Annotated in this window: 10 protein-coding genes and 1 pseudogene; 4 read left to right on the plus strand and 7 right to left on the minus strand. The window is 56.9% G+C overall.

The window, feature by feature from the left end; all coding sequences use genetic code 11:
• Window positions 1-37: 37 nt before the first annotated feature.
• Together JWF83_RS07595 and JWF83_RS07600 are read right to left on the minus strand one after the other, a co-directional pair.
• Entirely contained in the window at window positions 38-1,567 is a 1,530-nt protein-coding gene (locus JWF83_RS07595) for a GMC family oxidoreductase (RefSeq protein ID WP_413649583.1), read from the minus strand.
• 24 nt (window positions 1,568-1,591) lie between these two features.
• The gene (locus tag JWF83_RS07600; protein WP_413649584.1) at window positions 1,592-2,368 is read right to left on the minus strand and encodes a FadR/GntR family transcriptional regulator; all 777 of its coding nucleotides are present in this window, start codon (window positions 2,366-2,368) and stop codon (window positions 1,592-1,594) included.
• Between the two features lie 276 nt (window positions 2,369-2,644).
• Here JWF83_RS07600 and ppaT point away from each other — a divergent pair, with 276 nt between their 5' ends.
• Entirely contained in the window at window positions 2,645-3,814 is a 1,170-nt protein-coding gene (gene ppaT / locus JWF83_RS07605) for a pyridoxamine--pyruvate transaminase (protein WP_413649585.1), read from the plus strand.
• Window positions 3,815-3,871: 57 nt separating this feature from the next.
• On the opposite strand, the gene JWF83_RS07610 is transcribed toward ppaT, so the two are convergent.
• From JWF83_RS07610 to JWF83_RS07630, 5 genes are all read right to left on the minus strand, one after another.
• Entirely contained in the window at window positions 3,872-4,333 is a 462-nt protein-coding gene (locus tag JWF83_RS07610) for a hypothetical protein (RefSeq protein ID WP_413649586.1), read from the minus strand.
• A gap of 220 nt (window positions 4,334-4,553) precedes the next feature.
• Window positions 4,554-5,486 carry a putative B6 ABC transporter permease subunit 1 gene (locus tag JWF83_RS07615; protein ID WP_413649587.1) on the minus strand — a complete coding sequence of 311 codons (933 nt, stop codon included), beginning with the start codon at window positions 5,484-5,486 and terminating at the stop codon, window positions 4,554-4,556.
• A 1-nt stretch (window position 5,487) separates the two neighbouring features.
• Window positions 5,488-6,582 carry a putative B6 ABC transporter permease subunit 2 gene (locus JWF83_RS07620; RefSeq protein WP_413649588.1) on the minus strand — a complete coding sequence of 365 codons (1,095 nt, stop codon included), beginning with the start codon at window positions 6,580-6,582 and terminating at the stop codon, window positions 5,488-5,490.
• Window positions 6,582-8,138 (minus strand): putative B6 ABC transporter ATP-binding protein, encoded by a 1,557-nt coding sequence (locus tag JWF83_RS07625; RefSeq protein WP_413649589.1) that lies wholly within the window; start codon window positions 8,136-8,138, stop codon window positions 6,582-6,584. The genes JWF83_RS07620 and JWF83_RS07625 overlap by 1 nt, the downstream gene beginning before the upstream one ends.
• An 88-nt stretch (window positions 8,139-8,226) precedes the next feature.
• The gene (locus tag JWF83_RS07630) at window positions 8,227-9,255 is read right to left on the minus strand and encodes a putative B6 ABC transporter substrate-binding protein (RefSeq protein WP_413649590.1); all 1,029 of its coding nucleotides are present in this window, start codon (window positions 9,253-9,255) and stop codon (window positions 8,227-8,229) included.
• A 167-nt stretch (window positions 9,256-9,422) separates the two neighbouring features.
• Here JWF83_RS07630 and JWF83_RS07635 point away from each other — a divergent pair, with 167 nt between their 5' ends.
• The 3 genes and pseudogenes from JWF83_RS07635 to JWF83_RS07645 all read left to right on the plus strand — a co-directional run bounded on the left by JWF83_RS07635 (window position 9,423) and on the right by JWF83_RS07645 (window position 13,375).
• On the plus strand, window positions 9,423-9,854 hold the full coding sequence (locus JWF83_RS07635; RefSeq protein ID WP_413649591.1) for a hypothetical protein: 432 nt from the start codon (window positions 9,423-9,425) through the stop codon (window positions 9,852-9,854).
• A gap of 548 nt (window positions 9,855-10,402) precedes the next feature.
• Complete coding sequence (locus tag JWF83_RS07640) at window positions 10,403-11,872, plus strand: 4-hydroxyphenylacetate 3-hydroxylase N-terminal domain-containing protein (RefSeq protein ID WP_413649746.1); 1,470 nt, start codon at window positions 10,403-10,405, stop codon at window positions 11,870-11,872.
• An 88-nt stretch (window positions 11,873-11,960) separates the two neighbouring features.
• Window positions 11,961-13,375, plus strand: a pseudogene (locus JWF83_RS07645) (amidase).
• The last annotated feature ends 12 nt before the right edge of the window (window positions 13,376-13,387 follow it).

Raw genomic sequence — 13,387 nt, forward strand, 5'->3', positions numbered from 1 at the left:
CGAGCCCCTCCCGCAGTATACAGAGGGGCGACAGTGATTAGCGAAAACGTCCGGCAAAAGATTCGGCAATCGCCAGTATGGCGGCATGCACGGGTCCACTGGTAATGGTGGGGATCACTGAAGCATCCACCACATAACCATTTTCCAGACCATGAATGCGTAGCCGGCCATCAACCACCGAATCCTGCGCGGTTTTCCCCATCTGACAGGTGCCGACCGGATGATGGTGGGTGATCACCGCCCGGGCGATAAAATCGCTGAGCGCGGCATCATCCTGCACCGTTTCACCGGGTAACCACTCCTTTTCCCGCCACGGGCTGAGTGCCGCATCATTACCAATCTTGCGGGCAATTTTCAGCGCCTTAACAAAAGTCTGGCGATCGTGCTCAGTCTGCAAATAGGCCGGATCGATCAGTAACTTGTCGTGGCTGCCGGCGCCGCTGAGGGTAATCTGCCCCCGGCTGGTCGGGCGGGTGACGCCACACAGCAGGGTATAGGTGGTGCCAGCCACCGGCTGCGGGAAACTTTCCGCTACGGACGGGGCGCAGACGCAGCCTAAAACAATATCGGGCTGCGCATCACGCCGGGTAATATCCGCCGAATCCAGATACATCAAAGATTCGGAGTGTTGCAGCCGGGTTTTCGCAATCGGCTGACGCGCCAGCCACACATTGCCCGCCGCCAGCAAATGGTCATGCAGGTTTTTACCCACCCGATCCAGCGGTAGCTGGCAGCTGATGCCCAGCGCTGCCAGTTCGCTGGCGCAGCCAATGCCGGAACGCATCAGCAGTGCCGGGGAGGAGAGCGCGCCAGCGGCGAGGATCACCGTATCGGCGGTAATCGTCTGTGCTTCACCGGCGATAAGGCAGGCAACACCGGCAATTTTATGCTGTTTAATCAGCAACTTTTCCACCTGCGTCTGCAACAGCAGCGTCAGGTTACTGCGTTTCAGCGCCGGTTTCAGCCAGGCATCGGCAGCGGAAACCCGCTCGCCCTGGCGGATGGTCAGGGAGTTTGGCGCCACGCCGCACAGCTGCCCGGTATTATGATCGCCCAGCCATGGCACCCCCTGATTCAGCCCGGCCTGCATATAGCTTTTTACCAGCGGATGCACTTCTTCGTCAGGAAGCCAGACATCTAACGGACCATCGGCACCATGAACCGCACTGGCGCCCTGTGAAAAGCGTTCACTTTTGATAAACCACGGCAGCAGGCCCTGCCATGACCAGTTCTGATCGCCGGTGGCCTGTGCCCAGGGGGCAAAGTCATCCTGATGGCCACGCACATGCGCCATGGCATGTAAGCAACTGGAACCGCCGACAATGCGGCCGCGTGGCCATGGGTGGACGCGATTAGCGGTACCGGCTTGCGGTAAGGTAGCGTATTGCCAGTCATAAGATCGGCCCTGAATCAGTGGCCACATATCGGGCCGGGCAATATCCGGATCATTCGGCCATTCCCCGGCCTCAAGTAACGCGACCTGGCAATCTGCGTTTTCTGAAAAACGCGACGCCAGTACTGAACCTGCTGAACCACCACCAATGACCAGTACATCAAAATGACGCATAGCTTTCCCCCGTTGCTCGTGATCTCAGGCGTAGTCCTTCTTTGAAGGTGCAAAACCTAAGCGACTAATAATTTTTTGTTGCACCACGGCAAGGTGCTGCCACATTGCGCGTTCGGCGCCGTCAGAATCGCGGCTGGCAATCGCATCGGCAATCAGATGGTGCTCGCGGTCGCGCTGTTCGATGCGATCATAAGTGGTTTCTTCATCGCTTTGTGCGAAACGCAGGCGGCTGTCATTGGCGACCTGGTTTAATAACACAAACAGTTCACTGACCAGGCTGTTGCGCGAACCAATAGCGATTGCCCGGTGGAAACGCTGATCGGCTTCACTGGGGGTGAGATCGTCAGGGGTGCTGGCGGCGGCTTTAATCGCCGCAATCTCCTCAGGAGAGGCGCGCAGTGCCGCCAGCCTGGCCAGCGCCGGTTCCAGCATCATGCGCATTTCCATCACTTCCAGCGGATTGGTGGAGCGCACCAGGTCACTGCCGATAAAGTTGCTGACCGCATCCTGTGGCGCCGCGGTGGTTATCGGGTGTTTAACCACCCGGCTTTTGACTTTCGGCACACTGGTACGGCGACCGGGGCGCGCGGCCGGAATTTCCCCACGATCGCGCATCAGTTGCAGGGCTAAACGCAGCAGATGGCGTTTGATATTGAGCTTCTCAGCCAGCACGCGCTCCGCCGGTAACATCCCTTTCGCCTGCATCAGCTTTTTGATCTCACTGACAAGGTGTTCCAGCTTCTCCTGCTGTTTCTCCTTGACCGGCGAGCGCTCTGATGTCGCGGATTTAATGGTTGTCATGAGGCGATCCTGTCAGTTTTCAGTACCCGGGGGCGTCAGGGTAGGGGTGATGTCGATTATTCATGTCATGCAACCAGTTAAAATGGTTAACTAATAAATGTGTTTTAAAACATATTGATAACATGTTCGTTTTGCGCCTGAATAATGGTTGAGCGCATTTTTTATTTATCATAACCGAAAAAATGGTGCTAATAAAACCATTTGTGAATTGGTTGATTTTTAAGGTTGCGGGACATACTGTGAACCTCTGTCTGGCAATTATCCTGTGAGGTCATAATGCGTTCCGCCTATGCACAACCGTTATTTACTCTGACCACCGGTCCGGTCGATATCTACCCGGCGGTTTCCCGCGCGCTGTCGATGCCGATCTGGTACGACTACGATCCGGCTTTTCAGGCCTGTTTTGAACGGGTGAGCCTGAAAGCGGCGCAGGCGCTGCAAACCGCCACACCACCGCTGATTTTGCAGGGCGAGCCGGTGCTGGCGCTGGAAGCGGCGGCGGCCTCGCTGATTAGCTCTGATGATGTGGTACTGAACCTGGTCTCTGGCGTATATGGCGCCGGTTTCTCTGACTGGGCACGGCGCTACTCATCCCAGGTTGAAGAGCTGCGTGTTGACTTCAATCAGGTGATTGATCCCGCCGCGGTTGATCACTGGCTGAGCGCTCATCCGCAGGTCACCATTGTGGCGGTCTGCCATCACGATACGCCGTCCGGCACCCTTAACCCGCTGGATGAGATTGGGCGGGTAGTCAAAAAACACGGTAAATTGCTGCTGGTGGATGCGGTTTCCTCATTCGCCGGGGTGCCAGTGACGGCGGCCAGCTGTCAGGCGGATCTGTTTATTACCGGACCAAATAAATGCATGGGATGTCCGCCGGGATTAAGCCTGGTGGCGGTATCGGATGCGGCCTGGCGGAAGATTGAAGCCAATGCTGCCGCACCGCGCGCCTCAGTGCTGAGTCTGCTTGACTGGCGTCATGCCTGGTCGGCAGAGCAGCCATTCCCCTATACGCCTTCGGTGGCGGAGATCAATGCGCTGGAAGCGGCGCTGGATGGTTATTTGCAGGAGGGCGCGGAACAGGTCTGGGCGCGTCATGCATTAACCGCGCAGGCGTTTCGTGCCGGGATACAGGCGATGGGGCTTAGCCTGTGGGCGGCGGATGAGCGCTTCGCTTCACCGACGGCAACCGCGGTGCGGGTGCCGGAAGGGGTTAATGAACAGCAATGGCGGCTGCGTGCGCGTGAAGCTTATGGCGTGATGTTCTCCGCGGGACGCGGTGAAACGCTGGGCAAAGTGTTGCGTGTCGGTCATATGGGCCCCACCGCGCAGCCGATGTTTGCCATTATTGCGCTTACCGCACTGGCCGGGGCGCTGAATCAGTTGCGGGAGGCGCAGCTGGATATTGGCGTCGGCGTGGCGGCGGCGATGGCAATCATGGGTTAATCCCAGCGCCCTCTGCAAATGTGCAAATCATCGGCGCGGGCGGCATAAATGCCGTCATCACGGTCGGTGCAAATCATTGGCACGGGCGGCATAAATGCCGCCCCTACAGGAAATATCTGGAATATTGTAGGGGGGGCCATTTATGGCTCCCGTAATATAAACACCGTTATCACGATCGGTGAAAATCGTCGGCACGGACGGCATAGATGCCGCCCCTACGGGGAATATCTGGAATATTGTAGGGGAGCCATTTATGGCTCCCGTAACATAAATGCGGTCATCACGGTCAGTGAAAATCGTCGGCACGGACGGCATAAATGCCGCCCCTACGGGGAATATCTGGAATATTGTAGGGGAGCCATTTATGGCTCCCGTAATATAAATGCGGTCATCACGGTCAGTGAAAATCATCGGCACGGGCGGCATAAATGCCGTCATCACGGTCGGTGCAAATCGTCGGCACGGGCGGCATAAATGCCGCCCATACGGGGAATATCTGGAATATTGTAGGGGAGCCATTTATGGCTCCCGTAACATAAACACCGTCATCACGGTCGGTGCAAATCATCGGCACGGGCGGCATAAATGCCGTCATCACGATCGGTGCAAATCATCTGCACGGGCGGCATAAATGCGGTCATCACGGTCGGTGCAAATCGTCGGCACGGGCGGCATAAATGCCGCCCCTACAGGGAATATCTGGAATATTGTAGGGGAGCCATTTATGGCTCCCGCCGGTTTAACGTGCGCCGCGAATATAGGGCGCGCCCAGCGCCGCCGGTAAACTGGCACGGCGACCGAACAATAGCAGCACCAGCATCACGGTAATAAACGGCAGCATCTGAATCACATCAGTCGGCACATCGACGCCGAGCACCTGTAATGCGGTGGTCATCGACAGACAGCAGCCAAACAACAGGGCGCCAGCCAGTACCCACATTGGTCTGCCGCGCGCCAGCATCGCCAGCACAATGCCAATAAAACCATTCCCCTGGGTCATAAAAGGCACAAAAATCCCGGCGCCGATCTGTGACATAAAAGCACCGCCCAAACCGGCAAACAGCCCGGTGATGACGACCGCCAGCGTGCGGGTTCGCAGTACATTTACCCCCGCCGCATCCAGCGCCGCAGGCTTATCGCCCGCCGCCTGCAGATAGAGACCCGCCAGCGTGGCGCGGTAGATAATGGCAAACATCGGCACCGCTAACACCGCCAGATAGACGATCAGCGGCTGGTTAAACAGCGCCGGGCCGACCACTGGTAGCTTGCTCAGACCCGGTATCGCCCAGCTTTCGACATTGCCCAGACGCGGATAGGTGCGGCTGAACTGAAAATAGTGCAGCAAGGCGGTGGCGCCTTCGGCGCCCAGCGTAATGGCAATACCCACCACAATCTGATTCAGTCGCCACCAGACGCACAGCAGCGCCATCAGCCCGCCGGTCAGCGCGCCGGCAACGCCGCCCGCCAGCAGCCCCAGCCCCATCGACTGACTTTGCCAGGCAACGTAAAAACCAAGATAGCCGCCGCTCAGCATCATGCCTTCAAGGCCAATATTCAGCACGCCCGCTTTTTCCGACAGCTGCTCACCCAGGCCAGCCAGCAGCAACGGCACGCCAGCGGTGACAGCCCCCAGCAGGAGTGAAGTCAGAAAACCAACCGTAAACAGATCCATACTACCCCCTCGCTTTCAGGCGCTGACGCTGCCCGACGCATTCGGTCAATCCCAGCACCAGCATCAGTACCGCAACCGTGACCAGCGTGAAATGGTTGGGAATATCCATGCGTCGCGCCGCGCTTTCACTGCCAATCGACAGCATGGAAAACAGAAAGACAAAAGCAATAGTGCCAAAGCCGTTAAACCGCGCCAGGAACACCAGCGGCACCACCACCAGACCATAGGCGGGGTTCCAGTCGGCGCGCACATTGCCCTGCACTCCGATAATGTCCACCGCGCCGGCCAGTCCGGCGAGCGCCGCGGAGAGCGCAAATACCGCCAGCGTCAGCAGACTGACCGGGATACCGGCATGAACTGCCGCCTGCGGATTGGCGCCCACCACCCGCAGTTGCAGGCCGAAGGCGGTGCGCGTCATCATCCAGTGCACCGCCAGAATCGCCAGCAGACCAAGAAGTAATCCGCTGGAGATATTGCTGCCAAACAGCATCGGCAGGCGATCTTCCCACGGCAGGGTGCGGGTTTGCGGCACTGTGGTGGCGGGATCAAAAAACACCAGTTTCACCAGCACATTCGCCAGCGAAATACCTAAAAACGACATCATCATAGTGGTGATGATTTCATTGATATTTTGCCAGGCTTTCAGTAGCCCGGGCAACAAGGCCCAGATGCCGCCTGCCAGCGCCGCCGCCAGCATGGCCAGCAGCAGCGTCAGCCAAACCGGTACGCCCCAGGCGATCAGCGCCGGCGCTACCGCCGACGACGTCACCGCGCCCAGCAGAAACTGACCGTCGCCGCCGAGATTCCACAGTCCGGCGCGAAAAGCGACGATCAGACTGGCGGCAATCAACAATAGCGGGCCCATTCGCGTTAAGGTGGCATCCAGCCCGGAAGGGGTAAGCAGGCCTTTACGCACAATATAGCCGTAATACTCCAGCGGATTGACCCCCATCACTAACAGCAGGCTGCCGGTGATCAGCAGAGCGATCAGCAATGGCAGCAGCGAAAAGCCGAGCCGGGCGAGCCACAGCCTGATCCAGGGCGGCAGTGTTACCGCTGGGGTTGAAATATCACTTTGTCCGGATTGACTGCTCATTAATGCACTCCACTCATCAATTCACCCACCCGCGTGCGGGCGGCAGGATCGTTGTCGACTATGCCGACAATCTGGCCTTGCGACATCACGGCGATGCGGTCAGCCAGCTCAAGGATCTCTTCCAGATCGGTAGAAATCAGCATTACGGCGCTACCTGCCTGTGCCGACTCGCGGATACGGCGGCGCGTGGAACGGATATTCTGTAGATCCAGCCCGTAAGTCGGCTTGGAGAAGATCACCGCCCGTGGCGTGTCGCCAAGCTCGCGCGCCAGCACTGCTTTCTGAATATTGCCGCCGGAGAGTTTGCCAATCGGGGTATCCGTTTGCGGTACGCGAATATCGTATTCACGGATACGTGCGGCGCTCCAGCGGGCAATTTCCGCCGTCTGTTCAATACCGTGACGCCAGAATGGCGCGTCGCCGATCTGCTTTAGCAGCAGATTGGTCGCGACCGGAAAGGTGCTCACTGTGCCTTCGCCGTGGCGGTTATCGGTGACATAGCGTAAACCGCGTCGCCGCCGTTCGCCGATCGAGCAGCTCTCAATCGATGCGCCGTCCAGCCAGATCCGGCCACCGCTCAGCGGGCGCTGGCCGGCGATGGCTTCCGCCAGCTGTTTCTGACCGTTGCCATCAATGCCCGCGACGCCGATAATTTCACCGGGACGAATCCGCAGTTCCACCCGGCTGACCGGCACCAGGTTATCGCTGACTTCCAGCGCGTGGATTTCCAGCACCGGTTTTGCCTCTTCCTGACAGCTGCTATGGCGCACCACTCCGGCGACCTCGCTGGTCAGCGCGGGATCGAGGTTAAACATCAGTTGCACTACCTGGCGTGTCGCTTCTTCGCGGCTGAGGGTTCGCAGGATGTCCGGGGTGATTTCCCCGACTTTACGCCCAAGGCGCAGTACCGAGATGCGATCGCCCCAGTCCAGCGCTTCATTCAGTTTATGGGTGATAAACACTACCGCCAGGCCTTGCGCCACCAGTCGGCGCATCAGCTGTCCCAGCTCGCTGGCGTTTTGCGGCGTCAGCATTGCCGTGGCTTCATCGAGGATTAGCACCCGGCTGCCGCGTAGCAGAGTGCGGACAATTTCCGCCTGTTGCTGCTCGCCAAGCGACAATGAACCGGCCTCGGCATATGGGTTAACGTTAACGCCAATCTCTGCGCTGATGCGTTGAATTTCCGTGGCTAATTGCGCGCGCGGCGGACGTTTCCACCAGCGCGCGCCAAGCGCGAAATTATCGACCACCGTGAGCGATGGCACCATCATTGAGTGCTGAAAGACCGTACCAATGCCCAAATCCAGCGCGCGCTGTGGCGAATTAATTGCCCGTTGTTCTCCATCCAGCGAAATAGTGCCTTCATCAGGCTGCAACAGGCCTGCCAGCATGCTAACCAGCGTGGATTTACCCGCCCCATTTTCCCCCAGCAAGACATGGACCTCACCAGGCCACAGGGCAAAATCCACCTGATCGTTAGCCACAATGCCGGGGAAGCGTTTGGTTATTTGCTTCACCGACAGTACTGGTTGTAGAGCAGACGAAAGCTCACTCATAACGGACTCCTGGTTACAGGGGCGGCTAATCGCCACCCCTGGACATTGCAACACCCATTATTCAGGGATAAAACCGTGACGCAAAAAATTAAGATTTACCGGCGTTTAATAAATCATGCAGTGATTTGGCATCATATTCCGCCGGGATGGTGATTTTCTTTTCGATAATCTGTTCTTTTATCTGATTGACACTTTTCCAGACGCCTTCAGGAATATGGCTGGTCTTTAATAAGCTAATCGAACCATCGGCCAGCGAGGTGGAGTAATTATGGCTGCCATATTTATCGGTTTTTAAATCACTGATCATGGCGGTAAATACCGGCGTTAAATTCCATAACACTGAACTTAATAAATTGCCTTTGTCGATTTTCGATTTATCACCAATAACGTCGATAAACCAGACTTTACCGCCGTCTGGCGCTTTGGCGGTTTCCACCGCCTGCAACATGCCAAAGCTGGAGCCATTGCCCTGACCAAAGATAATATCCGCGCCTGCGGCAATCACCGAGGCGGTGACGCGCTTACCGCCTGCGGCGTCGCTGTAGGCCGCCGGGCCAATTACCGCATAGCGAATTTTGACATCGGCTTTGGTGGCGCGCGCGCCGCGAATAAAGGCGTTAGACTGCGCATTCCAGGATGGCGGCTCACCGGATACCACAATACCCAGCGTACCGCTGCGGGTCATTTTGGCCGCCAGCGCTCCGGCCAGATAAGCCCCTTCATGGCCGCTGACGGTATAGTCGGCTACCAGCCCGGCTTTCAGTGACGCCGGACTGTCAGTTACCGCTACCGGCACTTTACTTTGCATACCAATTTCTGGCGCCGCCTGGTTGTAGCCGCTGGCATGGGCAATCAGCAACTGCGCGCCGTCATCGATCAGGTCGCGCAGAGCCGGGCGAATATCGCCATAGCCGAGGTTTTCCGCCACCATGACTTTCACCCCTTCTTTGGCGCCGGCGGCTTTAGCCGCGTCAATTCCCTGCTGGTTCCAGCCGAAGTCGGTGCCGGGTTCCGGGCTTAGAATCGCAATCGATTTAATCTCTGCAGCCTGGCTGGCAGCACAAAAAAACAGACTAACGAACAACGCGCAACGCAATTTTTGCCAACTTCTCATCATCTTCTTCTTCCTCAATAATATTATTGTTGACATTGCCTGAAATTAATTAAATCTTTATGTGGTGCCAATCATCGGCTCGGGGTATTAATTCTCTCCCCGGCTGTGATTATGTGAAATCTGATACAGGTAAATATTCATCTGTCCGTTCCTTTATTCCGGGAGTTGCTATGCGAATTAGCTGGTTATTTATTTCTGCCGTTATTTTTTCATCTCCGCTGATGGCACAGGAAACGCTGCATGTTGAACGCGGAACGCAGGGGCTCGATAAATTTGTCATCGCCGTGAATAATCAGGGCGCACAGGCGTTGTCCTGCGAAGTGACCACTGCGCACTGGTACTCGGTGGCTCTGGGCGATATTGCACCGGGAAAAACGCTGGATACCGCATTGTGGAAAAACAGCCGCAGCGGCGAAGTGTTTATTCTTAACCAGCAGCAGGACCGCATGCCGGTACAGCGTTTCTGGTGTGGTCAGCATGGTGCCAGCTGGCAGACCCGCTATCAGTTCACGCTGCCCGATCGGCGTCAGCAAACGCCGCATTCCGGCCAGTTTACCTGTCGCGAAGCGAGCAACAGCACACAGTGCCAGCCTGCAACCTGATGAATCAGACTTTTTTCCTGCCATCATCCCCTCCGCACCAGGCCAATTAACGGAATGAAACAGCGTAATCACTGGCTTACGCTGTTCAGATCACCGCAGTAATACTCAGATGCATTTCATTAAGCTATCGGTATAACCAATATGCAACCAATATTTTTGGTTGTTCCAGATCGTTTGGTTATCACAAGGCCGCGGGTCATAGAGTTTTCCATTGGCTGAATTTGGTTGCTCAGGCGGAAGGGTGCGACGGAAATTGAATTTGTTTTATTTAATATTTTGAATTTATTGGTTTTTATTTGACTTTTTCTCCTGCGGTTAGCGCGCCTTTATCACCCTTTTTCACCCCTTTATCTTTTTTAACCAATATTTTAATGACCAGCGTTATTGGTTGAAATTTTTTTGTTGTTGTGTTTTTCTGGCTATACCGGGCAGGCCAACACCAGAGGAATCCCGGAAATGGTTGAGTTAATGGTTTTGCTGTTCAGTACGGCGCTGCACATTCAGCGCCGTAACAGGTTCTCAAACTCAGGGGGTAGCCAGTGGAAGCGATGTTGAAAGGCGTAGCACAACAAAAACTGAAAACCGGCGCGGAGTTCAAAGCTTCGTTAGATGATGGCCGCCAGCTGTGGGTAAACGGCAAAAAACTGGAGAAGGTCACCGATGAACCGGCGCTGGCTGCCGGCATTGATTTACTGGCATCCATGTTCGACGATCAGTTTACTGCCGAGCATGCGGATGCCACCACGGTAACCGACAGTGTTAGCGGCGACGTTTACAGCCGAGCCTGGCAGATCCCGCGCACCATTGCCGAGCTGCAGGATCGTCGCAAGATGATCGAATACACCTCATTAAAAACCGGCGGCACCTTTGGTCGTCCACCGGATCTGGCGCCAGCCATTGCCGTGGGTCTGTATGCTTATCTGCCGACCTTTAAAGCGAAAAAATCGACGTTTGATGGCTGTCAGCCCGATTTCGCCGAGAATATCGAACGCTATCTGGCATATGGCCGCGACAATAATCTGACGGCATCGGAAAGTCTGGCCGGGCCGCAAACCGACCGTTCCTCGCCGAAAGCCGGTGAAGCCTCACTGCTGCGGGTAAAAAGTATTGAGCGCGGCGGCATTCGCGTCTCCGGCGCGAAAACGGTGGGTTCGATTGCGGCTCAGGCCAATGAAATTTTCTTCACCAACCTTGGCGGTATTCAGGAAACGCCTGCGGAAGCCTGTATCTGGGGTTCGGTGCCGATTAACTCGGAAGGCATTCGCCTGATTTCGCGGGAAATGGTGTCTCATCCTGGCGCCGATCCTTTTGACCATCCGATTGCCCGCCTCGGTGAAGAGGCCGACCAGTTTATTATTTTCGACAATGTGTTCGTCCCGACCGATCGCATCTTTAACCTCGGCGATCCCACCGCGATGCAGTATTACGGACCGGTGTGTACTTTTGCCCACTGGCACGTGTTAACACGCCTGGCGGTGAAAGCGGAGCTGTTTGTCGGCGCTGGTCAGCTGGTGCTGGATGTGCTTGGCACCGGCAGAATTCCGGCGGTACAGGCCATGCTCGGCGAACTGATTGAATATGCCCAAACCTTACGTGCCTTTGTCTATGCCGCAGAAGCGAAAGCGAAGATGACCGAAGGCGAGGTGATGGCGCCGGATGTCGGCATGTTGACCACCGGCCGCCTCTACTCGATTCAGCACTATCCGCGCATTATCCATGTGCTGCAGGAGATGTGCGGGCAGGGGCTGGTGATGCGTTTTGGCAAAGCCGCGTTTGATAACCCGGATATTGGTCACTATCTGCGCGATCTGCTGGTTGGTCACGGCGCCAGCGCGATGGAAAAAGAGCAACTGATGAACTTTATCTGGGATATGACCACCAGTTCTCTGGCGGGCCGCGTCGCGCTGTTCGAAAACGTGAACTCCAGCCCGGCGCCGCGCCTGCGCGCGCGTCTGTATGAAGAAGTGAAACGTGATGTCTTCGTTGACCAGGTGAAGAAGCTGGCCGGTCTGGCCTGATCGCCGCGGCGGTTTTTCTCCGGGTATTGCTCAACGCGCGTGAAAGCAGCTCTGCTTTCTCGCGTCTCTCTCGGTTTCGGGGAAGCGCATGTTTAACGAGTATGCAGATTACGATGGTTTAGGGCTGGCGCAGCTGATCCGCCAGCGCCAGATTAGCGCAGAGGAGGTGCTGGAGACGGCCATCACCCTGTGCGAACGCGGCAACCCAACGCTAAATGCGCTGGTGCATCCGGCTTATCAACAGGCGCGTCAGCAACTGCGCGACGGGCTGCCGGATGCGCCGTTTGCCGGGGTGCCGATGCTTATTAAAAACACCGGCTTTGAGGTCAGCGGGCAAGCGCTATCCAGCGGCTCGCGCCTGTTTAGCGAGGTGGTATCCACACAGGACAGCACGCTGATTACGCGTTACCGCAAGGCGGGTTTACTGCTGCTGGGAAAATCTAATACGCCGGAATTTGCCCTGAGTTTTACCACTGAGCCGCTGGCCTATGGCGCAACCCGTAATCCATGGGACTTGCGGCGTACGCCGGGCGGTTCGTCCGGCGGGTCTGCGGCGGCGGTCGCTGCCGGCTGGCTGCCGCTGGCAAATGCCTCGGATGGCGCCGGTTCCACGCGCGTACCGGCATCACATTGCGGTCTGTTTGGTTTTAAACCCAGCCGGATGCGTAATCCGCTGGGGCCGGTAGCGGTGGAGGCGATTGCCGGTATGTCCACACCGCATGCGCTGAGCTGGTCGGTACGCGATAACGCTGCCTTGCTGGATGCCAGCGCCGGCGCGGATCGCGGCGATCCCTATGCGGCGCCCGCCAGCCCGCACAGCTTTTTACAGGCGGTTACCCNCGGCCGTTGCGCATTGGCCTGATCACCCGCTCACCGTTAGGCAATGCCGTTGATACGGAGATCCTGCGGGTCGTGGACGAGGCGGCAACGCTCTGCGTTTCACTCGGCCATCAGGTGGAACCGGCGGTTTGTGCCTATGACGTGGAAGCCCTGATGCGCGCCTGGCGCATTATCCTCGGGGTTAATGTGGCGAATGGGATGAACAGCTTCGCCGCCGCACGCGCGATCCGCGATCCGCTGGCGCTGCTGGAGCCGGTAAACCAGCAGTGGATCCTTGAAGGGCAAAACTGGCGCGGTCTCGACTATCTGTGGGCGATCAATCAGCTGCATGCCACGGCGCGTGCGATGGGGCAGTTTTTTAGTCAGTACGACATCTTATTATCGCCGGTGACCAGTGAAACGGCGCCACTGCTCGGCGAAATGCACGGCAATACCACGGATCTTGATGGGTTTTATCAGCGCTTCTGGCAGCACGGCCCGTTTACCTGTGTGTTTAATGCCTCTGGCTGTCCGGCGATGAGCGTACCACTGGGTATCTCCGCCAGCGGATTGCCGATTGGCGTCCATTTTGGCGCCGCTTTTGGCGAGGAGGCCACGTTGTTTGCGCTGGCCGGTCAGCTTGAACGCGCACAACCCTGGTTTAATCGCCGTCCTTCTCTTTAATTTCAGGAGCTA

Source organism: Pantoea sp. B65 (assembly GCF_047308185.1).
Lineage (GTDB): Bacteria > Pseudomonadota > Gammaproteobacteria > Enterobacterales > Enterobacteriaceae > Erwinia.